Annotated in this window: 20 protein-coding genes and 1 pseudogene; 7 read left to right on the top strand and 14 right to left on the bottom strand. The window is 74.0% G+C overall.

What is annotated here, in order from left to right; all coding sequences use genetic code 11:
- Positions 1-106: 106 nt before the first annotated feature.
- Positions 107-1,684: an MFS transporter gene (locus ACFZDA_RS19900; protein WP_391082875.1), complete on the bottom strand. Its 1,578-nt coding sequence runs from the start codon at positions 1,682-1,684 to the stop codon at positions 107-109.
- A gap of 93 nt (positions 1,685-1,777) precedes the next feature.
- Here ACFZDA_RS19900 and ACFZDA_RS19895 point away from each other — a divergent pair, with 93 nt between their 5' ends.
- Complete coding sequence (locus ACFZDA_RS19895) at positions 1,778-2,365, top strand: MarR family transcriptional regulator (RefSeq protein ID WP_391082873.1); 588 nt, start codon at positions 1,778-1,780, stop codon at positions 2,363-2,365.
- A gap of 32 nt (positions 2,366-2,397) precedes the next feature.
- On the opposite strand, the gene ACFZDA_RS19890 is transcribed toward ACFZDA_RS19895, so the two are convergent.
- From ACFZDA_RS19890 to ACFZDA_RS19845, 10 genes are all read right to left on the bottom strand, one after another.
- A complete protein-coding gene (locus tag ACFZDA_RS19890) occupies positions 2,398-3,273 on the bottom strand; it encodes an SDR family oxidoreductase (RefSeq protein WP_391082870.1) in 876 nt (291 codons plus the stop codon).
- 64 nt (positions 3,274-3,337) lie between these two features.
- Entirely contained in the window at positions 3,338-4,330 is a 993-nt protein-coding gene (locus tag ACFZDA_RS19885) for an aldo/keto reductase (protein WP_391082867.1), read from the bottom strand.
- Between the two features lie 83 nt (positions 4,331-4,413).
- Positions 4,414-5,604 carry a 3-deoxy-7-phosphoheptulonate synthase gene (locus ACFZDA_RS19880; protein ID WP_391082864.1) on the bottom strand — a complete coding sequence of 397 codons (1,191 nt, stop codon included), beginning with the start codon at positions 5,602-5,604 and terminating at the stop codon, positions 4,414-4,416.
- Positions 5,605-5,704: 100 nt separating this feature from the next.
- A complete protein-coding gene (locus tag ACFZDA_RS19875; RefSeq protein ID WP_391082862.1) occupies positions 5,705-7,294 on the bottom strand; it encodes an aromatic amino acid lyase in 1,590 nt (529 codons plus the stop codon).
- 58 nt (positions 7,295-7,352) lie between these two features.
- Entirely contained in the window at positions 7,353-8,747 is a 1,395-nt protein-coding gene (locus ACFZDA_RS19870) for an amidase family protein (protein ID WP_391082859.1), read from the bottom strand.
- Positions 8,740-9,756 carry an acyl-CoA synthetase gene (locus ACFZDA_RS19865; protein WP_391082856.1) on the bottom strand — a complete coding sequence of 339 codons (1,017 nt, stop codon included), beginning with the start codon at positions 9,754-9,756 and terminating at the stop codon, positions 8,740-8,742. Before ACFZDA_RS19865 ends, ACFZDA_RS19870 begins: the two co-directional genes overlap by 8 nt.
- Positions 9,757-9,758: 2 nt before the next feature.
- Positions 9,759-10,064: an acyl carrier protein gene (locus ACFZDA_RS19860; protein WP_391082853.1), complete on the bottom strand. Its 306-nt coding sequence runs from the start codon at positions 10,062-10,064 to the stop codon at positions 9,759-9,761.
- A 50-nt stretch (positions 10,065-10,114) separates the two neighbouring features.
- Positions 10,115-10,543 (bottom strand): hypothetical protein, encoded by a 429-nt coding sequence (locus ACFZDA_RS19855; RefSeq protein ID WP_391082850.1) that lies wholly within the window; start codon positions 10,541-10,543, stop codon positions 10,115-10,117.
- A 43-nt stretch (positions 10,544-10,586) separates the two neighbouring features.
- Positions 10,587-12,374, bottom strand: a complete 1,788-nt coding sequence (locus tag ACFZDA_RS19850) for a prenyltransferase/squalene oxidase repeat-containing protein (protein ID WP_391082847.1) — start codon at positions 12,372-12,374, stop codon at positions 10,587-10,589.
- Complete coding sequence (locus ACFZDA_RS19845) at positions 12,371-13,726, bottom strand: phenylacetate--CoA ligase family protein (protein WP_391082844.1); 1,356 nt, start codon at positions 13,724-13,726, stop codon at positions 12,371-12,373. The genes ACFZDA_RS19850 and ACFZDA_RS19845 overlap by 4 nt, the downstream gene beginning before the upstream one ends.
- A gap of 438 nt (positions 13,727-14,164) precedes the next feature.
- On the opposite strand from ACFZDA_RS19845, the gene asnB reads away from it, so the two are divergent.
- The 5 genes and pseudogenes from asnB to ACFZDA_RS19820 all read left to right on the top strand — a co-directional run.
- Complete coding sequence (gene asnB / locus ACFZDA_RS19840) at positions 14,165-16,018, top strand: asparagine synthase (glutamine-hydrolyzing) (RefSeq protein ID WP_391082842.1); 1,854 nt, start codon at positions 14,165-14,167, stop codon at positions 16,016-16,018.
- Between the two features lie 185 nt (positions 16,019-16,203).
- A complete protein-coding gene (locus ACFZDA_RS19835) occupies positions 16,204-17,367 on the top strand; it encodes an exonuclease SbcCD subunit D C-terminal domain-containing protein (RefSeq protein ID WP_391082839.1) in 1,164 nt (387 codons plus the stop codon).
- Entirely contained in the window at positions 17,364-20,363 is a 3,000-nt protein-coding gene (locus ACFZDA_RS19830; RefSeq protein WP_391082837.1) for an AAA family ATPase, read from the top strand. Before ACFZDA_RS19835 ends, ACFZDA_RS19830 begins: the two co-directional genes overlap by 4 nt.
- Before the next feature lie 58 nt (positions 20,364-20,421).
- Positions 20,422-20,940, top strand: a complete 519-nt coding sequence (locus ACFZDA_RS19825) for an Imm21 family immunity protein (RefSeq protein ID WP_391082835.1) — start codon at positions 20,422-20,424, stop codon at positions 20,938-20,940.
- A gap of 90 nt (positions 20,941-21,030) precedes the next feature.
- Positions 21,031-21,189: pseudogene (locus ACFZDA_RS19820) on the top strand (SDR family oxidoreductase); the annotation flags it as partial.
- A 6-nt stretch (positions 21,190-21,195) separates the two neighbouring features.
- Here ACFZDA_RS19820 and ACFZDA_RS19815 read toward each other — a convergent pair.
- Together ACFZDA_RS19815 and ACFZDA_RS19810 are read right to left on the bottom strand one after the other, a co-directional pair.
- Complete coding sequence (locus ACFZDA_RS19815) at positions 21,196-22,887, bottom strand: DUF885 family protein (protein WP_391082832.1); 1,692 nt, start codon at positions 22,885-22,887, stop codon at positions 21,196-21,198.
- A gap of 32 nt (positions 22,888-22,919) precedes the next feature.
- Complete coding sequence (locus ACFZDA_RS19810; protein ID WP_391082830.1) at positions 22,920-23,411, bottom strand: AsnC family transcriptional regulator; 492 nt, start codon at positions 23,409-23,411, stop codon at positions 22,920-22,922.
- A gap of 59 nt (positions 23,412-23,470) precedes the next feature.
- On the opposite strand from ACFZDA_RS19810, the gene ACFZDA_RS19805 reads away from it, so the two are divergent.
- A complete protein-coding gene (locus ACFZDA_RS19805) occupies positions 23,471-24,682 on the top strand; it encodes a PLP-dependent transferase (RefSeq protein ID WP_391082827.1) in 1,212 nt (403 codons plus the stop codon).
- A gap of 10 nt (positions 24,683-24,692) precedes the next feature.
- On the opposite strand, the gene ACFZDA_RS19800 is transcribed toward ACFZDA_RS19805, so the two are convergent.
- The gene (locus ACFZDA_RS19800) at positions 24,693-25,964 is read right to left on the bottom strand and encodes a GNAT family N-acetyltransferase (RefSeq protein ID WP_391082824.1); all 1,272 of its coding nucleotides are present in this window, start codon (positions 25,962-25,964) and stop codon (positions 24,693-24,695) included.
- Positions 25,965-25,997 lie beyond the last annotated feature (33 nt).

Below are 25,997 nucleotides of genomic sequence, written 5' to 3'. Positions count from 1 at the left end.
CAGCGCACGGTCGGGGCCGTCGCCCGTCCGTGCGCGCTCCGCTCCCTCGCCCGGGTCGGTGCGGGGGAGCAGCGGCGGGTGCCGGGCCGGCCGGCGCGGAGGGTGGCTATCGGCCGGTGTCGGTGACGGCGGGTTCCTCCACGTCGGTGGGGCGTCGGCCGCCCTCGGCACCCGCACCCCCCGCTGCCACGCTCGCGGGGACGCGGCCCAGCCGGACGGCCAGCAGTGCCGTGCCGACGGCGAGTGCAGCGAGGACGTACGCGGTGAGGTCGAAGGCGTCCGCGAAGTCGGCCATGCCGGTGTCCGGTCCCGGTGCCTGGGGATTGGTGCCCAGGAAGCTGCGGTACAGGGCCCCGATGACGGCTACCCCGAAGGCCATGCCCGCCTGGGTGACGGTGTTCAGCACACCCGACCCGGCGCCCGCGTCGTCCGGGTGGACCCGGGTCAGGACGGTGTCCACCAGGGGCGCGACGACCAGGCCCTGCCCGAATCCGGAGACCCCCATGACCGCGGCGAGCCCGAGCGCCTGGCTCGTGCTCTCCAGGCCGGTGACGGCGGGAACGGCGGCCAGACCGGCCGCCATGACCAGGCCGCCCGCCACCGACACCCCGATGCCGAACCGGGCGGCGAGCCTGCGGCAGGCCGCGGAGGCGGCGATGAAGCCGAGGCCGAGCGGCACGAAGACCATGCTCGCGGCCAGCGGGGTCAGCCGGAGGCCCGACTGGAGGTGGTAGGTGAGGACCAGGAACAGCCCGGCGTTGCCGGAGAAGAACAGCAGCACCGTGCCCATGCTGAGCGGGAAGCCCTTGGCGCGCAGCAGCCGGCTCGGCAGCAGCGGGTCGTTGCCCCGGGACTCCGTCCGGCGCTCCCAGCGCAGGAAGGCCAGGGTCCCGGCCGCGCCGAGGGCGAAGCAGACGTATGTCCACCAGGGCCAGCCGTGCTCACCGCCGAGGATCAGCGGGATGAGCACGAGGGGCAGCAGCACGGCCGTGAAGACGGCGCCGGCGATGTCGAGGCGCGGCAGGTCGGCGCTGCGGCTCTCGGTGACGGCGGGCACGGCCGCGCACAGGATCGCCGCGCCGATCGGCACGTTGATCAGGAAGATCATGCGCCAGCCCAGGCCGGCCACGTCGAGGTCGAGCAGCAGACCGCCGCCGACGAGGCCGGCGATGACGCCCGCGCCGATGGAGGCACCGTAGGCGCCGACGGCCCGGGCGCGGTCGCGCTCGTGCACGAACAGGGCCCGGATGAGCGAGAGCACCTGCGGTGTCATCACCGCGGCCGACAGGCCCTGGAGCACCCGGGCCGCGATCAACGTGGCCGGGCTGGGCGCGAGCGCGCACAGCAGGGACGTCAGGGTGAAGGTGGCGACGCCGTACTGGAAGGTGCGCTTGCGGCCGACCCGGTCGCCGAGCCGGCCGCCGGTTACCATGCCCGCTGCGTAGGCGATCACGTAACCGTCGATCACGAACTGGAGTTGGCCGAACCCGGCGTTCAGGTCCGCCTGGATGCCCGGAGCCGCGACGTTCACGATGAACATGTCGATCTGGCTCATGAACATCGCGAGCAGGACCACGACGAGTCCCGCCCAGTCCCGCCCGGAGGCCCGGGGAGGACCGGTCGCGGCCCCGGTCTCGGCCTTGGCTGCTGCCTTCGGAGTCGGTTTCCGTGTCTGTGTGCGCATATCACCACTCGGTTGTCGAACGTGCGCTGAAGCGCGAGTGTTTAGTGCTAAATTCAGATCTAAATGTAACAGGTCGGTGTGAAGGGTGAGCTCATGACGGCATCAGAGGACAGCGATCGCCGGCCGGCGGGAGAGGACCCGGCGGACGCCATCGCGGCTGCCTGGAGCCGCGAGCGGCCCCAGACCCCGGTGGGCTCCATCGGCGTGGTCACGAGAATCTGGCAGCTCGCCAAGCACTTCGGCGACGACCGCCGGCGGGTGCTCGCCGAGGCGGGGGTCGACCCGGCCACCCTGGACCTGCTCAGTGTGCTGCGCCGCAGCGGGCCCCCCTACACGCTGAGCACCCGGGACCTCGCAGGGCACTCCCTGGTGACCGCGGGTGCCATCTCCCAGCGGGTCGCGCGCGCCGAGCGCGACAACCTGGTCACGCGCCGCCCCGCCCCCGGCCGCAGCCGCGCGGTACTGGTCGAACTGACCCCGGCCGGACACGCGTTGGTGGAGCGCACGGTCGACCGGGTGCTCGCCCGCGAGGCCCAGCTGCTGGAACGCCTGGGCCCGGAGCGGCGCGAGGCACTCGCCGAGTTGCTGCGCGAGCTGCTCGACGACGTGCAGGACGAGCTGAAGGTGCGGGGTGTGTCCCATGTGGGACACGAGGGCCTCGACCACACGGGGCAGGGCTGAGCCGGACCGGCTCGGTACCGGCTCGGTCCGGCTCAGTATCCGTATGCGCTGGGCGCGTTCTGGCCGCCGTCCACTGGGATGTTCGCGCCGTTGACGGCCCGCGCCCGGTCCGAGAGCAGGAAGGCGATCACCTCGGCGACGTCCCGCGGATCGACCAGGCGGCCGCCGGGGAACTCCTTCTCGAACTCCCGGTAGGCCCGCGGGTCCTCGTCCCGGAGCCTGGCCCAGCCCTTGCCCTCGATCAGCATGGAACCGGGCGACACACAGTTCACCCGGACACCTCGTGGCCCCAGCTCGCGGGCCAGGGAGGAGGCCATGTGGATCTGTGCGGCCTTGGCCGCCGCGTACTGCGCGGGCGGGGCGGGCTTCCAGCCGGAGACGGAGGAGACGAGCACGGCGCTGCCCCCTGTCCCGGCCAGGTGGTCGGCGGCCTCGCGCAGCGCGATCGCCGGATGGGTGACGTTGAGCCGGCACGTCAGGTCCCAGTCGGACGCTTCCGTGTCGCGCAGGTCCGCGCCGCGCGCGCCGCCCGCGACCGTCACCAGGCCGTCCACATGGCCGAGCCGGGCGGCCGACTCCCGGACGAACGCCGCCAGGGCGGACTCGTCCAGCACGTCCACCCGCGCGGTGTGGAGGGTGCGCCCGTACCGGGTGCGCACCTCCTCGGCCACCGCCTCCAGCGAGGCGGCGTCACGGCCGCACACGGCGAGGTCGCAGCCCTGCGCGGCGAGCCGGAGCGTGGTCTCCCGCCCCAGCCCGCGGCTGCCGCCGGTCACGATCACCGCCTGACCGGCCGGCCCCGGCGCGCCGGACTCCCGTACGCCGTTCCGGTCGCTCGTGCCGCTCACGTCGCCGGTGTCCGTGTCGCCGGTGCCTCCTGTTCCGCCTGGGTGATCCGTGTCGTTCAAGCCGTCCCGCTCCTCTCCTCGTTGTCCCGGCTCGCTGCTCGTTTCCCCGTCGGCGGCGCGGGGTTCAGCCCGTCCTCGCGGGGTCGCGCACGATGTACGCCGAGAGGATCTCGTCGATGCGGTCCAGTACCGCCTGCTCCAGGCGGACACCGGAGGCGGCGGCGTTCTCCTTGACCTGCTCGGGACGGCTCGCGCCGATGATGGCCGCGGAGACCGACGGGTTCTGCAGGACCCACGCGATCGCGAGCTGGCTCATCGTCAGGCCGAGGTCCGAGGCGACCGGGCCCAGCTCCTGGACGGCCCGCAGGGCTCCCTCGTCCTTCATCCAGTGGCCGACCAGCATGTCGACGAAGCCCTTGCCGGCCTCGGTGCCGGCCCGGGAGCCCGAGGGCGCCGCGGTACCCGGCAGGTACTTGCCGCTGAGGATGCCCTGGGCCAGGGGTGACCAGACGACCTGCCCCAGACCCTCCCGCTCGCAGGCGGGCACGACCTGCGACTCGATGACCCGCCACAGCATCGAGTACTGCGGCTGGCTGGCGACCAGCGGGACGCGCAGCTCCCGGGCGAGGCCGGCCGCGCGGCTGATCTGCTCGGCGGTCCACTCGCTCACCCCGACGTAGAGGACCTTGCCCGAGCGGACCAGGTCCGCGAAGGCGAGCATGGTCTCCTCCAGCGGAACGGCCGGGTCGTAGCGGTGCGCGTAGTAGACGTCGACGTAGTCCGTGCCGAGGCGGCGCAGCGATCCCTCGCAGCCCTCGATGACGTGCTTGCGGGACAGTCCGCGGTCGTTGGGGCCGGGGCCCACCGGGTGGCAGACCTTGGTGGAGAGCACGAGGCCCTCCCGCCGCTGACCGGCGAGCGCCTTGCCGAGCACGGTCTCGGCTCGGGTCTCGGAATACACGTCGGCCGTGTCGAACGTGGTGATGCCCGCGTCGAGCGCGGCCCGCACGCAGGCGTGCGCCGCTTCCTCGTCGATCTGGGCACCGTGGGTGATCCAGTTGCCGTAGGCGATCTCGCTGATCACGAGGCCGCTCTGGCCGAGCCGGCGGAACTCCATGTGCTGTGTCCTCTTCTCTGGTGGTTCTTTCCAGGGGGTTTCTCCGAGGGGTTCCCTCGGAGGTTCTCGGGTACCGCGGCGCCTCACAGCAGTGCCGCCGTGCGGGCCACCACCCGGCGGGCCTGGCGCGGGCTCAGCCGCGGGTCGCAGGCCGACTCGTAGTGGGGCAGCGGCGTGGGCGAGGCCAGTTCCGCCGCCGTGTCCACGCACTCGGTGACGGGGCGATGGGCCGTCTCCAGCATCAGTCCGGCCGGCCGCAGGCCGTGTGCGTGCAAGGCGGACACGAAGCCCTCGATCTCCGTCATGACGTCGTCGACCGCACGGCTCTTCTGACCGGCGCCGTTGGTCCGGGTGTTGCCGTGCATCGGATCGCAGATCCAGGCCACACCGGCGGCCTCGTCACCGAGTGCCCTCAGCAGGGCGGTCAGCCGCGGCACGATCTGCTCCCGGCCCATGCGCACGATCAGGGAGAGCCGGCCGGGACGGCCCCGGTCGCCCAGCATCCGCACCAGCGTGCGGACCTCCTCGGGAGAGGCCTTGGGGCCGATCTTGACACCGACCGGGTTGCTGACCGACGCGGCGAACTGCACGTGCTGGTGGTCCGGTTGACGCGTCCGGTCGCCGATCCACAGGAAGTGGCCGGAGGAGCCGTAGCGGCCCCCGTCCGCGTCGGGGCGCACCAGGGCCTGCTCGTACTCCAGGAGCAGCGCCTCGTGTCCCGCGTACGTGCGCTGGGGCGCCGCCGTCCGTCCGGCCAGGCCCAGGTCCCGTTCGAGCAGGGTGCTCAGGGTGTTGCCGGCGTTCCGGTACGCCAGCAGCAGCCGGGACGGCAGCGCGGCGCGGGCCGCCGGGGTGGGCTCGGGGGCGTTGACCGCGTCCCCGCGGTAGACGGGCAGCACGGTGCCGTCGGAGAGGGTCTCGGTCGGGTTCGAGCGCGGTTTGGCGTACTGCCCGGCGATGCGCCCCATCCGGACGGTGGGCAGTCCGCCGGCGTCGGTGAACTCGTCCGCCAGCAGGTGCAGTTGGTCGGCCTTGGCGAGGACGGTCTCGGGGTTGGCGTCGGCGAACCGCTCGGCGCACTCCCCGGCCTGGAGCACGAAGGCCTCGCCCCGGGCGGCCCGCCCGAGTTCGGTGGTGAGGTCGGCGCAGGCGGTGTGGTCCACCAGGGGAGGTTTCGCCTCCAAGGAGAGCAGGACGTCCTTGAGTTCGTCGAGCGAGGCCCACTCGGGCTGCTGAAGGGCCCGGGCCGGCAGCAGCAGGCGCGTGGCGGTCATGGTCTTCCTCCATCGGGCGGGACGTCGTCCGGCTCGGGGGCCGGACCGAAGTAGCGTGTGGTGTGGGTTTTTGGGCAGGGGAGCCAGGTGCTCACCGCCCTTACACGGCGACGGTCGGGCGGGTGTCCGTGATGCCCGCGTCGGGGTCGGTGGCGGCGAGCGCCAGGAAGCGGCTCCGGGCCAGCACGGCCGCCCGGGTGACCTCCTGCGCGAGCGGCCGGTCCTGGTCCACGGGCGGGAATTCCTCCCGCAGCTCCCGCCACAGCCGCCCCTCCGCCCGGTCCGGGTGCCCGGTCAGGTGGGCGAGCTGGTTGACCGCGAGGAGCAGCGAGCCGAGGATCCACCAGGCCCGTTCGGTCATCTCGGCGACGGCGTTGGCGCTGTTGAGGGCGAGCGGCACCTGGTCCTGGTTGTGCAGATTGGTCGGCACGGCGGTGAAGGACGCCGGATGACCCAGCTGACGCAGCCGGCCCAGATGGGAACTCGCCGCGATCTGCACCCCGGCGAAGCCGCTGCCGGCCCCGGGCCGTGGCGTCAGCAGCGGGGGCAGCCCGCCGTTGACGGCCGGGTCCAGCACCAGGGCGAGCTGCCGCTCCAGCAGATAGGCCACCTGGTGCGCGCACGAGGCGTGCGTCTCGCAGGCGAACGCCACGGGCGCGGCGTGGAAGTTGCCGCCGTGCAGCACGGTGCCGTCGACGAGCACGGGGTTGTCGCTGCACCCCTCGGCCTCGTCGGCCAGGACCGAGCCCTGGAGGCCCAGTTGGTCCTGTACGGCGCCGAGGACCTGAGGAGCGCACCGCAGCGAATAGCGTTCCTGGAGCGGGCGGTCCGGGCCGGGCGCGATGCCGGTCCCGGCGCCCGAGGCGGCGCGTTCGGCCCGGATCCACGCGGCGGCCGTGCGCTGCCCGGGCTGGTTGCGCACCCGCTGGAGGGCGTCCTCGTAGGGTTCGCCCGAGGCGCCGAGCAGCGCCGCCGTACGGCCGGTGACCGCAGCGGCGGCCCGGGTGAGCGCGCCGAGTTCCCGGTGGGTGTGCAGGGCGCGGGCCAGGCAGGCGCTGCTGCCGTTGACGAAGGCGAGCGCGGACCGGGCCTCCCATGCGACGGGCGGCAGCCGCAGGGCGGCCCGCACGGCGGACGCGTCCTCGCGCCGCCACCGGCCCTCGGCGTCCCGGCACCATGCCTGAGCACCACCGCCCGCGTCACCGGCACCGTCCGCCGCGAACGCCAGAGCCGCGTGCGCCAGCGGCACCAGGTCGCCGCTCGCGCTCAGGCTGCCCTCGCTCGGCACCACCGGGACGAAACCCGCGTTCACCAGATCCGCCAGACGCTGCCAGGTCCGAGGCGCGACGGCGGAGTGCCCGAGCGCCATGCCGCGCAGCCGCAGCCAGACCATGGTGCGGGTGACGTCCGGCGGCAGCGGGTCGCCCTGCCCGGTGGCCAGGTGGGAGATGAGTCCGGTGCCCTGGCGGGCCGGGTCGGGGTCGGCGGCATGGTCCACCAGCGGGCCGAAGCCGTGGGTGACTCCGTAGACGCGCCGGGAGCCGTCGAGGCCGGCCAGTGTGCGGTGGGCCGCCGCCATGCGGTCCTGCTCGGAGGCCGTCGCCTCCAGCGGGGTGGCGCTGCGGTCCAGCAGCTCACGCACCAGGGTGTCGGATGAGCGGCGGTCGTCGGATGGGCGGGGGAGGGGCATGCGGGCCTTCCGTCGTCCGAGTGTGGGCGGGTGTGCGGGCCTCTCGCGGGCCTCCGGTTCAGCTGGGCCGGAAGCCGAGGGGGCCGACCGCCTCCTCCAGCAGTCCGGCCAGCCTGATCAGCAGTGGTTCGTGGTCGCGGCGGGCGATCAGCTGGACGCACAGGGGCGCGCCGCGCTCGTCCCGGGCGACCGGCATGGTGAGCGCGGGCAGCCCGGCGAAGCTGGCGAGCGGGGTGTAGGCCACGCGCAGGTCGTAGTCGGGGTCCCCCGGGGCGGGGATGGTCGACACCCGGGCGTCGGCGGTGGCGAGGTCCGGGGGCGCGGCCGGGTCCAGGGGCAGCAGCCAGGCGTCCACGCCCGCGGCGTCGAAGTCGCCCTCGACCGTGGCGCGGGTGTGCGCCAGCCGCTCCAGGATCCAGGCGTAGCGGTCGTCCTGGACCTTCGCCCCCACCTCCAGCGCGCCGCGGGTGGTCTCGTGCAGGTCGGCGGGTACCCAGGGCCGCCACACCTGGTAGGCGTCCCAGGCCTGCCGTGCGCAGAGCTCCCAGGCGGGCCCGCGCAGCGCCCACAGGTCGTCGAGCCGGACCGCGTCGAGCCGCTGGCCGCTCGCCTCCAGCCGCCCGCAGGCCGTCTCCAGCGCCTGGCGCATGACGGGGCCGCAGGTCCCCTCCGGCCCGTCGATGTTGGCGACGACGCCGATGCGGTACGGCCCTTCGGCGGCCGGGTGCTGGGCGCCGAGCCGGTCGAGCCCGAGCAGCGGCCACAGGTACGCCAGGTCCGCCGCGCTGCGGGTGGCCCAGCCGAGGGCGTCCATGGGCGGGGAGAGCGGGAAGACGCCCTCCAGGAGTGAGGTGCGCTGCGTCATCCGCAGTCCCACCGTGCCGCACTGCCCGGCCGGCCAGCGCACCGAGCCCAGCACGTCCGTGCCGAGGCCGATGTCGCAGATGTTCCCGGCCACCGACACGGCCGTGCCGGTGCTGGAGCCGCCGGGGTCGATCTGCGGGACGTAGGGGTTCACGCACTCCGACCCCACCCCGATGTTGAGTTCGGTGGTGACGACCTTGGCGGTCACGGCCGCGAGCGCGGACGGCAGGGCGGCGATCGCCGGGTTCGAGACGCGGGCGTGGTGGCGGTGGCCGCGCAGCCCCAGCCGGGTGGGGAAGCCGGCCACGTCCACGGTGTCCTTCACCCCCACGCGCACCGGTGCGGCGTCCGCGCCGAGCGGGGCGCGGTGGACGCACGCCCGGTAGCGGGCGTCCGCCAGGTCCGACCAGGCGGCCTCCTCGGTGCGCCACTCCTCGGCGGTCAGCGTGCCCCGGGCGCGGGCCGTCACCCGCTCCGGCAACGGCAGCGAGATCGGTGCGCCGGGCTGCGGCGCCGGGGGTTCGGTGGTCCAGCGCGCCTGTCGCGCGTAGCTGGTGATGGCGTCCTGCGGGGCGGGGGCGTCAGACATGCTCGGCCTCCTGGGCGGGGCGTACGGCGGTGAGCTCGGCGGTGCGGACCTTGCCGGTGGAGCTGCGCGGGATGCGGGGAACGCGGTGCACGGCACGCGGTGCGGGCAGACCCGAGGGGAGCCGGCCGAGGCTCCGGCGCACGGCCGCGGGGTCGACCGGTTCGGGCGCGGCGTAGAACACCTCGTAGTGCTCTCCCCGTACGGGGTCGCTGACGGGTGCGCAGACGAGGTCCAGGCCGGGGCAGCGGGCGCGGGCCAGGTCCTCCACGCGCGCCAGGTCGCAGCGCACGCCGTTCACCTTGACCAGCCGGGACGCCCGCCCCAGGTGGTGGAAGGCGCGCGGGCCCGCCGGTGCGACGAGGTCGGGCAACTCGCAGTCGGCCGGGGGTGCTTCGGTGCCGGCCCGGCGGGCCAGCCGCGGACTGCCGACCCGCAGGCGCCGGGCCGCCGCGTCCCCGTCGGCGACGGAGCCAGGCAGCATCTCCACGTCGGGCAGCAGGCGCCAGGGGAGGCCGGCCGTCCGCTCGCCGGCGAGGGGGCGGTGGGCGACGGCCCCGGTCTCGGTGGAGCCGAGGAGTTCATGCGCCCGGAAGCCGGTGTCCGCGAGGCGTCCGGCGACGTGGTGGGCGGCCGGGGTGGCCGGGCCGGTGCTGTGCAGGGCCGTCACCCGGCCGTGCCGCGCCAGCGCCGGGACGTGCCGGGCGAGCAGCTGCCAGGTGGAGGGCAGGCAGACCAGCAGGGTGGGGACGCCGTCGTCGAGCGGCGGCACGGTGAGCGGCTCGTCCCACAGGCCGGTCACGGGTGTGTCCGTGAGCCGGGGCAGTTCACGCCCGTACAGCCGGCCGTAGAGGTGGCCGGGGGGCGCGTAGGACACGATGCGGCCGAACCGGGCGGAGCCCAGCACCGCCTCGTGCACGAGGGTCGCCTCGGCGTGCAACTGGTCCTCGGTGCGCAGCCAGGTCACCGGTGGGCCGGTGCTCCCGGAGGTGGCGAAGGCGATGTCCGGCACGGTCAGCTCCCCAGCCCGAGGGCCGCCGTGTCCTCCAGCCGCTCGTGGGTGAAGCGCACGATCCGTTCCACGCTGGAGAACCAGAAGCGGACGTCGTCGGCGACGAAGTCCACCTCGATGCCGAACTCGCTCTCCACGGCGGAGATGCACTCCATGGCGGTGAGGCTGTCGTAGCGCTCGCCGAGGGCCTGCTGGAGGTCGGCGTCGGAGGGGACGTCGGTGAAGGCGTCGCCGATGCGGGTGGCCAGGACGGAGCGCGTGCGGTCGTGGATCTCTTCGGGCGAGGGGACGGTGGTGGTCGTGGTCATGGTCGTACTCCTTGCCGGTGGTGCGGTGTCGATGTCGGTGCCGGGGGTGGTCAGACGGCGGCGGCCGGTGCGGGCTCCACGGCGGTGCCGTCGGCCCGTCGCAGCCGTTCGCCGGCGCCGAGGTAGACGTCGGAGGGGGAGGTGGGGCGGAACTCCAGGTAGCAGAAGGGAGTCCGGGCGTCGGCGTCGAGCGCCTCGGTGATGCACCGGGCGAGCCCGTCGCGGAAGGCGTCGTCGCGGTCGGGGCCCACACAGACCGTCACGGACGCGTGGCGCGGGCCGCTGCCGTCCGTCTCGTGCGGCAGGGCCTCGACCGGCATCCCGCCGGAGAAGACGGTGCCGTCCTCGGTGGGTTCGAAGCGCACGACGACATGACCGGCCTGGACGCCCTGGGCGGTGAGCCAGCGGGTCAGACGCAGCGCCACGGCGCGGCGGCGGGGGACGGGGAGTTCGGGGGTACGGATGGTGATCGTGGGCACGAGACCTCCGGTTCGGCGGTTCGGCGGTTCGGGGTTCGGCGGTTCAGGACAGGGCGAGGGCCGGCAGCGCGCCGGGGCCCGCGGTCAGGCGCCGGGCGAGCAGGCTGCCGAGACAGTCGGCGAGCGGTCCGCCACTGCCGGGTGCCAGCGGGCTCCACGCGGTGCCGTCCGCGCCGCGCACCCGGTCGACGAACGCGGCGAGGTGCCCGGTGTCGAGGGCGAGCCCGGCCCGGTCGGCCGCAAGCACCGCCTCGTAGGTGGACAGCAGGTCGGGGACACGGTTGCCCTCGCCCGCGTAGCCGCCGCCGCGTACGCGATGCCGGTCGAGCAGGACGCCGACGGCCTCGCGTGCCTCGGCGGGAGGGGCGAAGCCCGGGCCGAGGAGCAGCCGGACGCGCTGGGCCTGGAGCGCCGGGCGCAGGCCGGGTTCGGCGCCCGGCACGTTGCCGTGCGCGAACGGCTCGCCCCCGGTGGTGCGGCAGGAGTCGACGAAGGAGAGAGCGCCGGCGAGGTCCAGGCCGAGCCCGTCGAGACCGGCCGCCTCGTCCGCTTCGCCGAGGAGGGCCGCGGTCTCGACCGCCGCGGCCGTGGACACCATGTCGGACCCGCGCCCCTCCCAGTAGCCGAATCCGCCGTCCGCGTTCTGGAGGTCCGCCAGCCAGCCGGTGATCCGGTCCCGGGCCGCCCGGTCACCGGCGAACGCGCCGGCCGCGAGGGCCCACAGGGTGCAGCGCACCTCGCTGCCCCGGCCCGGCATGTACATCACGCCGCCCTCGTTGGGCAGTTGGCAGCCCTCCAGCCAGCGCACCCCGTCGGTCAGCGGGGCCGCGGGGCCGGCCGAGAGCACGGCGGCGGCGGTGGACAGGGCGTCCGCCGCGTCCTGCGGCTCCCGGTAGGTGTAGCCGCCCCCGGAACAGGCCAGTTCGGTGATCCGGGCGGTGACGGCGTCGGCGACCGGGCCGAGCGGCGCGCCGAGCGCCTTGAGCGTGCCCACGGCGCAGAAGGAGGCCCACACGTCCTCGACGTCGTATCCCTCCCAGCGGACGAACGCGCCGGAGGGGCCGCGCAGGCCCATGACCCACGCCTGGCAGCCGTCGGGATCACGCGGCGCCCGGCCGAGCGCCGCGAGCGCGCCCACGGCCCGGTACGTGGCCCACAGGCAGGGCACCTCGGCGGCGGGGGCGAAACGGAAGCCGCCCTCGTCGCCCTGGCGGGCGCGCAGCCAGGCGGCGAGCGCCTCCTCGTCCCACGGCGGTGCTCCCGAGGCGCCGTTGTCCGTGGCGGCCCGCCAGGCCATCACTCCGTAGTAGCAGGCGCGTACGTCGGCCTTGCCGCGCCGCGCGTCCTCGGGGGACCAGCTCAGTCCGCCCTCGGCGCACTGGAGCCGGCGCAGCCAGTCCAGCAGGCGGGCGCGGTCGGGCACCGGACCGCCGCACAGCTCGACGGCCGTGCGGGCGGAGAAGTGGGTGGCCCACACGTCCGGGGCCTGTCCCGGGAGCATCGCGTACGCCTCGCCGGACCAGGTGCGCTCCAGCCAGCGGGCCGTGGCCTCCACGGCGGGCACCGGGCGGCCCATGTCGCGCAGCGCCTGGGTGCAGTAGAAGGTGGCCCAGGCGTCGGAGAGCATGCCCCGGCTCCAGGCGTACCCGCCGTCGGCGTTGCGCCGGCCGGCCAGATAGGCGGCCGTGCCGTCCGGGTCGGCGACGCTGTCGGTGCGGTCCAGCCAGGCGAGGGTCCGCACGGCGGCGTAGGTGCACCACAGGTCGGGTTCCCCGCCGGACACGCCCTGGCCCTGCGGGGCGCGCGGGGCTGCTGTCACGGTGGTGGTCATCGCACGGCCTCCACTTCCCGGATGTTGGACCGCTTCCAGCTCTTCTGCGAGGCGCCGCTCTTGGTGTTGGCGGGCAGGGAGTTGACGAACACCACCCCGTCCCAGCGCAGTCCGAGCAGTTCCTCGGACCTGGCCTGGACGCGCCGGCACTCCTCGGGCTCGCGGTCGCGCCCGGTGCCGACCCCGCGCTCCAGCAGCAGCCGGGCGTAGGTGCCCTCGCTGTCCACCTCCAGCATGTAGCCGGTGGCGTCGGTGACGCCGTAGACGACCTCCTCCACGGCACGCACCGACAGCGGGGTGCCGCGCACCCGGAGGCCGTCACTGGCGCGTCCGTGGACCGTGATCCGGGGCGCCGCGCTGCCGCACGGGCAGTCCGTCGCGAGGGACACCTCGTCGCCGGTGTCGAGCCGCAGCAGGGGCCTGGCGTGTGCGTTGAGGGGGGTGACGACGAGCCGTCCCTGGTCGTGGCCGCCCCGGTCGTGCAGCGGGACGACGCCCTCGGGGGTGGCGAGTTCGAAGTAGGTGGCGGCGGGCAGCAGGTGCTGACGGCCGTGCGCGCAGGCGGCGGCCAGCGTGCCGGTCTCGGTGCTGCCGTAACTGGCGTCGTGCGCGTCGGCGTTCCACCACTGGCCCAGCCGGGTGCGGAAGGGCGGGGTGTTGACCTCGCCGAGCAGCATCAGCCGGCCGACCGACGAACTGAGCTCGTCCAGCTGCCCGCGCTGTGCCAGCAGCCGGGTGAACTGCAGGGCCACGCCGGGGGCGACGAACACGGTGGTGGGACGGAAGGTCCGCCACATCGCCTCCAGCCGGTCCCAGCCGGTGATGCCGGTGGCGAACGGGTAGGCGCGGATGTGCGCGAGGTCCAGGTACTCGCAGACCCCGGAGACCAGATCCGCCACGGGGACGACGTCGGACGGCAGGAGGATCACCACCCGCTCGTCGGCTCCGAGCAGCGGACGCCAGGCCTCGGCGACCGAGACGGTGTTCCAGATGGTGTCCTCGGCCAGCCGCGGGGTGGGCGTGGGCTGCCCCGTCGTGCCGGTGGTCTCGTAGTACTTCGAGGCCTCGGTCGGCGACACGGCCGCATAGCGCAGGGGGTCGGCCTTGAGCGACTCACGCGGCGTCACGGGCAGGTCCCGGAAACGCTCCAGGGAGAACTCCCCGATATCGTCCCGGCCCTCACCAGGGCCGTAAGCCTGTGTTCCGCGCGCGCGTCGCCAGGCCTCGGAGAGCTTTCTGGCGTAGAAGTCACCGGCCGGGATGCGGCCTTGATTATCGCGTATCTCGGCCTGTGCCTCACGGAGTAATGCCTGGCGTTTGTCGGTGTGCAGGATCACACGAACCTCGCTCATGAATCGCTTATCGCTTGCGCACAGCCGGGAAGGAGACTGGGGTTGTGCGCGGCCCGCGACGCAGGGTCTCGACGGGCGGCCCTGCGAGGGGTCGGGAAGCCACGGCTCAAAGCTCGGTGGCGGGGCCCAGAAGCCCGACCCACAGCGAACGTATAGCACTAAAGGTAGACCGTGCAACCGCCCCTGGGGGCCTCAACTAGCCATATCCGACTGAAAATCGACGACCTCGATGGTGAGGTAATGCACCTACTGCTCGGTACGTTGCCCGAGTTGATTTCCATGCCTACTCTCTAGAGCGCCGATGGGTAACCGGCACCACTTTCAAGTCGCGGTTAATCGAACCCGAACAGCGGGTTTCGCGCCCTGGTGGAGCGCATACCGCACGCCGTTTTACCCGGCAGTCCGCAACCCTCATCCGAATCCGGTTGGAGCTTTCTCATGTGCGGAATCGCAGGCTGGGCCGATGTCGGCCAGGACCTCACGCGGGAGGTGGACGGCGTCGAACCGATGGTGCGGACCATGGCCTGCCGCGGCCCGGACGCCGACGGCACGCACGCCGGCAGGCACGCGGTCCTCGGACACCGCCGGCTGGCGATCATCGATCTCGAAGGCGGCAGGCAGCCCATGTCGGCCCCCGCCGAGCCGGACCGGCCCGCCGGGGACGGGCCGGCCGTCGTGCTCAGCTACAGCGGTGAGGTGTACAACTTCCGCGAACTCCGCGAAGAACTCCGTGGATTGGGTCACACCTTCCGCACCCGTTCGGACACCGAGGTCGTCCTGCGCGCCTACCTCCAGTGGGGCCAGGACTTCGTCGGGCGCCTCAACGGCATGTTCGCCTTCGCCCTGTGGGACGAGCGCGCCCAGCGCCTCCTGCTGGTGCGCGACCGTCTCGGCATCAAGCCCCTCTACGTCGCACGGCTCGGGGGCGGCGTCCTGTTCGGCTCCGAACCCAAGGCGATCCTCGCCCACCCGCGCTTCCGGGCCCGGCTCGACGACCAGGGCCTCGCCGACCTCCTGGGCCTGGTGAAGTCGCCGGGCGTCACCCCCTACCGGGACGTCGAGGAAGTCCCCCCGGGCTGCGTCGCCGTCTACGACCGCGACGGGCTGCGGACCGAGCGGTACTGGAGCCTGGGGCGGCAGCCGCACGAGGACGACGCCGCCACCACGGCGGACACCGTGCGGGCCCTGCTGGAGGACACCGTCTCCCGCCAGATGGTCACCGACGTACCGCTGTGCACCCTGCTCTCCGGCGGACTGGACTCCACCGTGCTCACCGCGCTGGCCGCCCGGGTGCAGGCCCGCGCCGGCGAACGCCCCGTGCGTTCCTTCGCGGTGGACTTCACCGGCAGCGAAGCCGACTTCAGGGCCAGCGAGTTCCGGCCGGAGCGCGACTCCCCCTACGCCCTCGAAGCCGCCCGGCACATCGGCACCGACCACCGGCTCATCGAACTCTCCGCCGGCGAACTCACCCGGGACGCCAACCGCGACGCCGTCCTGCGCGCCCACGACCTGCCGTACACCTTCGGCGACGTGGACACCTCACTGCACCTGCTCTTCCGCGGGATACGCGAGCACTCCACGGTCGCCCTGTCCGGGGAGTCGGCCGACGAGGTGTTCGGCGGCTACGCCTGGTTCCACGACCCGGCCGTCATCGAGGCGGCGACGTTCCCCTGGCTCAGCCGTATGCAGCTCATCACCCCCGAGCTGCTCTCCCCGGCCTTCCGGACGGCCACCCGCTTCGAGCAGTACCGCGCGGACCGCTACCAGGAGGCCCTGCGCGAGGTCGAGCACCTGCCCGGCGACTCCCCGCGGGAACGCCGCATGCGCGAGATCAGCCACCTCCACCTCACCCGCTGGCTGCCCGCCCTGCTCGACCGCAAGGACCGGCTCAGCATGGCCGCCGGCCTCGAAGTCCGCGTGCCGTTCTGCGACCACCGGCTCGTCGAGTACGTGCACAACACGCCCTGGGACCTCAAGACACCCGACGGCGACCCCAAGGGCCTCCTCAAGCGGGCCACCCGCGACATCGTGCCCAGGTCCGTGCTGGAACGGCGCAAGAGCCCCTACCCGACCACCGCGGACCAGCTCTACGAGAAGGACCTGCGGGCCCGCACCCAGGCGCTGCTCGCCGACCGCTCCTCGCCCGCCTTCGATGTCGTCGACGCCGGCGAACTCGCCCGCATGCTCGACCTCCCGCAGGGGCACTACCACACGCAGCTGCACCGCAACGGCCTGGAGACCGCGCTGTACCTGGACCGGTGGATGCGGGAGTACGACATCGCGCCGGAGTGACCTGTTCCACGGCATACGTGCGGACATTTCCGCTGAATTGCCGCCCGACGGGTGGGTCATCCCGGGGTTCGTGAGGGACCAGGTGCCCGCACGGGTTAGCGTGGTGGGTGCTGACAGTGAGCCGGGCCGGCTCGCGGCGGTCGTGGAGCGGTAGCAGGGGGAGACATGCGGGTCGGAGCGGCGTCGTGAGACTGCTGCACACATCCGACTGGCACCTCGGCCGGTCGTTCCACCGCGTGAACATGCTCGCCGCCCAGGCCGAGTTCATCGGCCACCTCGTCACGACCGTGCGCGAGCGGGCCGTGGACGCGGTCGTCGTGTCGGGGGACGTGTACGACCGGGCCGTGCCGCCGCTCGCCGCGGTCGAGCTGTTCGACGACGCCCTGCACCGCCTCGCCGACCTCGGCGTGCCGACGGTGATGATCTCCGGGAACCACGACTCGGCCCGCCGGCTGGGCGTCGGCGCGGGCCTCATCGGCCGGGCCGGCATCCACCTGCGGACCGAGCCGTCGGCGGCCGGCACCCCCGTGGTGCTGGCCGACGCCCACGGGGACGTCGCCTTCTACGGACTGCCCTACCTCGAACCGGCCCTGGTGAAGGACGAGTTCGGCGTGGACAAGGCCGGGCACGAGGCCGTGCTCGCCGCCGCCATGGACCGGGTCCGCGCCGACCTCGCCGGCCGCGCGCCCGGCACGCGCTCCGTCGTCCTCGCGCACGCCTTCGTCACCGGCGGCGAACCCAGCGACAGCGAGCGGGACATCACCGTCGGCGGCGTCGCCGCGGTGCCCGCCGGCGTCTTCGACGGCGTCGACTACGTGGCGCTCGGGCATCTGCACGGCTGCCAGACCCTCACCGACCGCGTCCGCTACTCCGGCTCCCCGCTGCCCTACTCCTTCTCGGAGGCCGGACACCGCAAGAGCATGTGGCTCGTCGACCTGGCCGCCGACGGCTCCGTCGACGCCGAGCGCCTCGACTGCCCGGTGCCGCGCGCCCTGGCCCGGATCCGGGGCACCCTGGAGGACCTGCTCGCCGACCCGCAGCTGGCGCGGCACGAGGAGGCGTGGGTCGAGGCGACGCTCACCGACCCGGTCCGCCCGGCCGACCCGATGGCCCGGCTCACCGAGCGCTTCCCGCACACCCTCAGCCTCGTCTTCGACCCCGACCGCACCGAGGACGACCCCGAGGTGTCGTACGCCCGGCGCCTCGCCGGCCGCAGCGACCAGCAGATCGCGGAGGACTTCGTCGCCCACGTGCGCGGCACCGGACTCGACGCCCACGAACAAACCGTGCTGCGGGACGCCTTCGACGCGGTGCGGGCCGACGAGACCGTACGGGAGGTCGCCCGGTGAGGCTCCACCGGCTGACGGTCACCGCCTTCGGACCCTTCGGCTCCACCCAGACCGTCGACTTCGACGAGCTGTCCGCGGCCGGGCTGTTCCTGCTGCACGGACCGACCGGCGCGGGCAAGACCTCCGTCCTCGACGCCGTGTGCTACGCCCTGTACGGCTCGGTGCCGGGAGCCCGGCAGGGCGGCGGCGGACAGGGCACTTCCCTGCGCAGCGACCACGCCGCCCCGGCGACCCGCACGGAGGTCGCCCTCGAACTCACCGTGGCCGGACGCCGCCTGGAACTCACCCGGCAGCCGCCCTGGGAACGCCCCAAGAAACGCGGCACCGGCACGACCCTCGACAAGGCCCAGACCTGGCTCCGCGAGTACGACACCACGGCCGGGACGTGGAAGGACCTCAGCCGCTCCCACCAGGAGATCGGCGAGGAGATCACTCAGCTGCTCGGCATGAGCCGGGAGCAGTTCTGCCAGGTCGTGCTGCTGCCGCAGGGCGACTTCGCGCGGTTCCTGCGCGCCGACGCCGAGGCCCGCGGCAAGCTGCTGGGCCGCCTGTTCGACACCCGGCGCTTCGCCGACGTCGAGAAGCGCCTCGCCGAGCGCCGCCGCGCCACCGAGGCGCAGGTCCGGGACGGGGACGCCGCGCTGCTGGCCGACGCCCACCGCATGCAGCAGGCCGCGGGCGACGCCATGCGGCTGCCGGACCTGGCCCCCGGCGAACCAGGACTCGCCGAGGCCGTGCTGGATGCCGCCGCCGTCGCCCGCAGCACCGCCCGCGAACAGCTCACCGTCGCCGAGTGCACGCTCGCCGCCGCCGAGTCCGCGCAGGCCTCCGCCGCCCGCGCCCTCGACGACGTACGCGAACTCGCCCGGCTGCAGCGGCGGTGCACCGAGGCGCGGGAGCGGGCGGCGCACCTGGAGGAGGGAGCCGGGGCCTACCGGGAGGCGCAGGCGCTCATGGAGCGGGCCCGCAAGGCCGAGGCGGTCGCCCCCGCCCTGGACCTGCGGGAGTCCGCCGAGGCCGAACACCGGCGGGCGGCCGACGCCGAGGCACGCGCGCGTGCCCTGCTGCCGGAGACCTACGCCGACGCCGGCGCGGCCGGACTCGCCGCCGCCGCCCGCCGGGCCGCCGAGGAACTGGGCGGACTGGACTCGGCCCGCCGCGCCGAACGGCGGCTCGCCGAACTCCTCGACGAACGCGCCGGCCTGGACCGCCAGGAACGCGCCGACGCCGACGTCCTCCAGGAGGCCGAGGCCTGGCTCGACGGCTGGGAGGAGACGCGCACCGCCCTCCAGGCCCGTGTCGACTCCGCGCAGCAGGCCGCCGCCCTCGCCGAACAGCTCGCCGTACGGCGCGAGCCCGCGCGGCAGCGGCTGAAGGCCGCCCGGCTGCGCGACCAGCTCACCGGGGACACCGACCGGGCCGTCGAGCGGGCCCGCACCGCGCGGGAAAAGGTACTGCGCGCCCAGCAGCACTGGCTCGACCTCAAGGAACAGCGCCTCACCGGCATCGCCGCCGAACTGGCCGCGCACCTCACCGACGGCGAACCCTGCGCCGTCTGCGGCGCCACCGAACACCCCGCCCCCGCCCGCAAGGTCGCCGGACACGTCGACCGCGAGGCCGAGGAACACGCCCTGGCCGCCTACCAGGACGCCGACGAACAGCGCGCCGAGGCCGAGCGGAACCTCGGCGTCGTCCGGGAGTCCCTGGCCGCCGCCACCGCCGAGGCCGGTGACACGCCCACCGAGCGACTCGCCCGTGAGGCCGAGGAGTTGGAGGAGCAGTACGCGCAGGCCCGGCGGGGCGCCGCCGAGCTGCACGCCGCGCGGGAGCGGCTGCGGCAGGCCGGGCAGGAACACGAGCGGCGCGTCGCCGCCCGGCAGGAGGCCGCCGTACGCAGCGCCGCCCGGGTCGGCCACCGGGAGCGGCTGGAGAGCGAACGCGCCGCCCTGGAGGAGGAGCTGGACCGGGCGCGGGGCGCCCTGGACAGCGTCGCCGCCCGGGCCGCGCAACTGGAACGCCGGACCGCCCTGCTCACGGACGCCGCCGACGCCGCCCGCGCCGCCGAGGACACCGCCCAGCGGCTCAAGGACGCCGACGCCCGCCTCGCCGACGCCGCCTTCCGCGCCGGCTTCGACACCCCGCGGGACGCGGCCGCCGCCCTCCTCGACAACGCCGCCCACCGCGAGCTGCAACGACGGCTGGACGCCTGGCAGAACGAGGAGGCCGCCGTACGGGCCGTCCTCGCCGAGGCCGACACCGCGGCCGCCGCCCGGCAGCGGCCCGCCGACCTCACCTCGGCGCAGCTCGCCGCCGACACCGCGGCCCGCCGGCTGCGCGAGGCAGCCTCCGCCCACGACGCCGCCGTCCGGCGCTGCGCCGAACTCGACCGGCTCTCCGCCCGGGCCACCGCGTCCGTCCGTCGGCTGGCGCCGCTGCGCGAGGAGTACGACCGGGTCGCCCGCATGGCCGGACTCACCGCCGGCACCTCGGCCGACAACGAACGCCGGATGCGCCTGGAGTCGTACGTGCTGGCGGCCCGCCTGGAACAGGTCGCCGCCGCCGCGACCGTACGGCTGCGGCGCATGTCGTCCGGCCGCTACACCCTCGTCCACTCCGACGACCGCACCGGACGCGGCCGCAGCGGACTCGGACTGCACGTCGTCGACGCCTGGACCGGCCGCGAGCGGGACACGGCGACGCTGTCGGGCGGCGAGACGTTCTTCGCCTCGCTCGCCCTCGCCCTCGGCCTCGCGGACGTCGTCACGGACGAGGCGGGCGGGGTGCGCCTCGACACCCTCTTCATCGACGAGGGCTTCGGCAGCCTCGACGACCAGACCCTCGACGAGGTCCTCGACGTCCTCGACTCCCTGCGCGAACGCGACCGCAGCGTCGGCATCGTCAGCCACGTGCCCGACCTGCGGCGACGGATCCACGCGCAACTGGAGGTCGTCAAGGGCAGGTCCGGGTCGGTGCTGAGGCAGCGCGGCGTGGGCTGAGGCCGGCCTGCTGACCCCCCAGACTTTGAAGGAAGTTGACCCTGTAGGTTCTTGCGCCATGGTGCGATACGCGGAGCCGGGCGTCGTGGAATGGGTGGAATCGGGCGGCGGGCCGCTGATAGCGGTGCCCGAGACGGTGCTGCCGTTCTGGGCGGGTGCCGACGGCGAGGAGACGGCGTCGGACTACGACCGGGCCTGTGAGGTGGACGGGCACGTCGGGCTCCTGCCGGTCGGCGACTGCACGGCCCTGGTTCTGGGTGACGAGCCCGCCTCGACGGCGTATCTGCCCGACCAGGGGATGTTCGTCCGGTGGTGCGCGGGCAATTCCGAGGACGAGTTGCTGGCGAGTGTGCCGGTGGCCGTCGATACGGCGGAGTGGGAGCCGGAGGTTGTCTGGGAGGTGCCGGGGGCTGTGTTTCTTTTCGACGCGGCGTGGCCTGGGGCCGAGCCTTCGGGGAGCGAGCGGGTTCGGGTGGGGTTGCAGCCGGGGCGCTACGCGGTGCGGGCGGCTCGGGTGCAGCCGGGGCCTGAAACGTGGTTGGGGTTGGTCCAGTTGCGGTTGCTTGCGCCTAGGTGACCGTGGGGTCTTCGTTGTTTTTCGGCGTGTGCGGGTGGTTCGTGGCTGGTCGCGCCCACGCGGCGGAGCCGCACATCGGCACAGCCCCGCGCCCCTGGCGAGGCCTACGAGGCCGTCGCGGAGCGCTTCCCGGCCGGGCGGTGGGGCATGCCCGACGACCCGGCCCGCCTCATCGCATGGCTCGCCACGGACGAGGCGGAGTGGGTCACCGGACAGGTCATCGACTCCGAGGGCGGCTTCCGCCGCTGACTCCCCCTAGAGCAGGGACAGTTCGTCGACCAGGTCGTCCAGACCCAGCGAGCCCTGCGACAGCGCCGCCATGTGCCAGGCCTTCAGGTCGAAGGCGTCACCGCGCCGGGCGCGGGCCTTCTCGCGGCCCAGCAGCCAGGCCCGCTCGCCGAGCTTGTAGCCGATGGCCTGGCCCGGCATGGACAGATAGCGGGTCAGCTCGCTCTCCACGAAGTCCGCGGGCCGGCTGCTGTGCGAGCCGAAGAACTCTTGCGCCAGCTCGGGCGTCCAGCGCTCGCCCGGGTGGAAGGGGGAGTCGTCCGGGATCGTCAGCTCCAGGTGCATGCCGATGTCGATGATGACGCGCACGGCACGCATCATCTGCGCGTCCAGGTAACCGAGCCGGCGCTCCGCGTCCGTCAGGAAACCCAGCTCGTCCATCAGCCGCTCCGCGTACAGGGCCCAGCCCTCGGCGTTGGCGCTCACCATGCCGACACTCGCCTGGTAGCGGGAGAGGTTCTGCGCCACGTGCTTCCACTGGGCCAGCTGGAGGTGGTGGCCGGGCACGCCCTCGTGGTACCAGGTCGACACCAGGTCGTAGACGGGGAAGCTCGTCTCGCCCATGGTCGGCAGCCAGGTGCAGCCCGGGCGTGTGAAGTCGTCCGACGGCGGTGTGTAGTACGGCGCTGCGGCGCTGCCCGCAGGGGCGATGCGCGACTCCACCCGGCGCACCCGCTCGGCCAGGTCGAAGTGGGTGCCGTCGAGCGCGTCGATCGCCTCGTCCATCAGGGACTGCAGCCAGTCGCGGACCTCGTCGACGCCCTCGACGCGCGTGCCGTGCTCGTCCAGGTGCGCCAGCGCCACCCACGGCGTGGCGGCACCCGGCAGGATCTTCTCGGCCTCCGCCTTCATCTCGCCCAGGAGGCGGTGGTACTCGGACCAGCCGTACGCGTACGCCTCGTCCAGGTCGAGGTCCGTGCCGTTGTAGTAGCGCACCCAGCGCGCGTACCGCTCCCGGCCCACCACGTCCGGCGCGCCCTCGACCGCCGGTGCGTACACGTCCCGCATCCAGTCGCGCAGACCCACGACCGCCTCGGTGGCCGAGCGGGCCGCCGTGTCCAGCTCGGACCGCAGCGCCTCGGGGCCGGCGGCCGCGAAGGTCTCGAACCAGCCACGGCCCTCGCCGCCGGCGTCCGCCCACTCGCCGAGCTGCTCCACGAACGTGGCCGTGGCACGCGGCCCGCCGTACAGCTTCCGCTCCAGGCCGAGCGCCAGGGACTCCCGGTACCCCTCCAGCGCGGCCGGGACCGCGCGCAGCCGCTCGGCGATCGCCGCCCAGTCCTCCTCCGACTGCGCCGGCGTCACGGTGAACACCTGCCGCACCGCATGGGCGACGGAGCTCAGATTGCTGACGGACCGCAGGCTCTCCTCCGCCTCGTGCACGCCGAGTTCGGCGTTGAGCCGCTCGCGCAGCAGCCGCCCGCAGCGGCGCTCGATGTCACTGTCAGCGCCGGGCCGCCGCTCCGCCTCGTCCAGCCGGGCCAGCGTCCGGCGCGCCAGCTCGGCGAGCGCCTCCTGGCCGGCGGGAGAGGTGTCGGGCAGCCTGCCCGAACTCTCCTTGACGCCGAGGAAGGTACCGGTGATCGGGTCGAGGGCGATGAGCTCGTCGACGTACGCGTCGGCGACCTCACGGGGCAGCGGGCTCTTGATCTCTGACATGCCGACCATCCTCGTACGCGCGGCAGCGCACGTCATCCGGATTGAGCCGAGGGCGAAGGCGGCAGCAGCGGCCCGCACTCCCACTGCTGGAAGATCAGCCGGGTCTCCACCCGTGCCACCTCCCGCCGCGAGGTGAACTCGTCGAGGACGAGCCGCTGAAGGTCTGACATGTCGGCGACCGCGACATGGACGAGGTAGTCGTCCGGCCCGGTCAGGTGGAAGACCGTCCGCGACTCCGGCAGGGCGCGGATCCGCTCCACGAACGGCCCCACCAGCTCCCGCCGGTGCGGCCTGACCTGTACCGACAGCAGCGCCTGCAGGCCTCGCCCCAGCTTGGCCGGGTCCAGCTCCAGCCGGTGCCCGAGGATCACGCCCGAGCGGCGCAGCCGGGTCACCCGGTCCAGACAGGTCGACGGCGCCACCCCGACCTGCGCGGCGAGGTCCCGGTACGTCGTCCGGGCGTCGTTCTGCAACAGCCGCAGCAGGTGGAGATCCACCGGGTCCAGTTCGACAGATTCGGCCATCGGTCGAACGTAGCACGGGCATGCCACCGTCAGGCCCGGTCGATGTTCACCCTTGCGTCATGGACACAGCGAGCACGGGCGCCCACGACGCCGTACGCACCGCACCGAGAGCACTCGCCACCGAGGCCGTCCACGCCGGGCGGGACGACCTCGCCCGGCAGGGCCTGCACGCCCCGCCGATCGACCTGTCCACCACCTACCCGTCGTACGACAGCCGCGGCGAGGCGGCCCGGATCGACGCGTTCGCCGCCACCGGCGCGGACCCGGACGGCCCGCCCGTCTACGGGCGCCTCGGCAACCCGACCGTCGCCCGCTTCGAGACCGCGCTGGCCCGCCTGGAGGGCACCGGGGCGGCGGTCGCGTTCGCCAGCGGCATGGCCGCCCTGAGCGCCGTCCTGCTCGTCCGCGCCTCCATGGGGCTGCGCCACGTGGTGGCCGTACGGCCCCTCTACGGCTGCAGCGACCATCTGCTGACCGCCGGACTGCTGGGCTCGGAGGTGACCTGGACCGACCCGGCCGGAATCGCCGAGGCCCTGCGTCCGGACACCGGCCTGGTGATCGTGGAGTCCCCGGCCAACCCCACGCTCGCCGAGGTCGACCTCCGGGCCGTCGCACACGCCTGCGGCTCGGTGCCGCTGCTCGTGGACAACACGTTCGCCACGCCGGTGCTCCAGCGGCCCGCCGAACAGGGCGCACGGCTGGTGCTGCACAGCGCCACCAAGTACCTCGGCGGCCACGGGGACGTGCTGGCGGGCGTGGTCGCCTGCGACGAGGAGTTCGCGGGCCGGCTGCGGCAGGTTCGCTTCGCCACGGGCGGCGTCCTGCACCCCCTGGCCGGATATCTGCTGCTGCGCGGCCTGTCCACCCTCCCCGTCCGGGTACGGGCCTCCTCGGCCAACGCCGCCGAACTCGCCCAGCGCCTCGCCGCCGACCCGCGCGTAACCCGCGTGCACTACCCGCGCATCGGCGGCGCGATGATCTCCTTCGAGACACACGGCGACCCCCACGAGGTCATCGCAGCCGTCCGCCTCATCACCCCGGCGGTGAGCCTCGGCAGCGTGGACACCCTCATCCAGCACCCGGCGTCCATCAGCCACCGCATCGTGGACGCGGACGACCGCAGGGGCGCCGGGGTGAGCGACCGCCTGCTGCGCATGTCGGTGGGCTTGGAGGACGTGGAGGACCTGTGGTCCGATCTCGACCAGGCGCTGGCCTTCAGGGGCGCGGGGAACGGCGCGACAAGCCACAACGAACCCGCAGCCACCGTCTGATCACGGCCCCCTACGGTGCTGAGGTGCTCCCCACCTCACCCGCACCCGTCGAAACCGACTCACCCAGTCGCGCGGTGATCACCAGGGTCCCTTCCTCGACCTGGTAGTCAAGAGGAAGCCGCAGCCCCCGCATCGCCGCGACCATCCCCGTGTTGGACGCCTGCGTCACGGCATACACACTCCGGCAACCCCCCTCCGCGGCCATCGCCACGAGCCGCCCCAGCAACTCCCCGCCGACCCCGCGCCGCTGCCACGCGTCCTCGACGATCAACGCGACCTCCGTCTCGTCCCCGTCCCACAGCAGGTGCCCGAGCCCGACGAGCCGCCCGGAGGCCGTCTGCACGGCGAGGGTCCGGCCGAAGCGCGGACTGAGCAGGTGGTTGAGATAGCGGTCGGCGTCACCGACCGGCCCGTGGTAGCGCAGCCTGAGCGTGCGGTCCGAGCACCGCTCGTGCATCGCCCGGGCCGCCTCCAGATCACGCGTGTCGGCCCGGCGTACGGAGATGTCGCTGCCCTCGGCCAGCGTGAGCACGTCCCGGCCGTGCGGGACGCGCGGCCCGAGGCGGGCGTCCAGTTCCACCAGGGCCCTCGCCCGGGCGAACTCGGTCGGGGTGAAGGGCAGATACGGCCGCTCCACGGTGATTACGCCGCCCTCCGGTGCGCGCAGGCGCATCACCGTGTCGTCCAGGGCGCCCTCCACCGGGACACCCTGGGACGCCCGGCCGCCGCCGGCCGGTGCGGGCTGGGAACGGATCGTGCACCGGCCCAGCAGCTGGCGCAGCGCCAGGGGCAGTTCCGCGGCGTCCAGGGCGGTCCGGGCGGCCAGTCCGAGGATCCGGGTCGGCGCGTCCACCAGGTCGTGCGTGTCGGCCCGCTCGATCCAGGTGTCGGTGCCGCCGGCCGTCCGGACCGCCGCGGCGATCCCGGAGGCGGCCAGCTCGCCCGGGGCACGCAGCAGGAACTCGTCCACCGTGCCCTCGGCCAGTGGATGCGTCTGGAGGCTGAGGATGTCGACCCGGTGCCCGGCGAGGGCCGTGCACAGGGCCGCCAGCGATCCCGGCTCGTCCTTCACGGTGGTCCGCATCCGCCACAGCGTGTTCGTCCCGGGTGTGTTCGCCCCCGGCACCGGCTCCGGCGCCGGGGACCCGGTATCGTCCGCCGGCGGCGCGTGTTCGTGGCGTCGTGTTCGCCAGGCGTTGATGGCGGCCGAGACCCGCTGCCACGAGGCGGCGGAGCGGCAGTTGTTCTTCGGGTTGGCCACGTCGGTCACTTTTCGCGTCATGCACCCACTGTGACCGAACGGTGTTGCGTGATC

The sequence above is a fragment of the Streptomyces sp. NPDC007991 genome, assembly GCF_042958445.1.
Classification (GTDB): domain Bacteria; phylum Actinomycetota; class Actinomycetes; order Streptomycetales; family Streptomycetaceae; genus Streptomyces.
The sequence above is the reverse complement of the archived record's forward strand: the minus strand, read 5'-3'. Positions and strand labels throughout refer to the sequence as shown.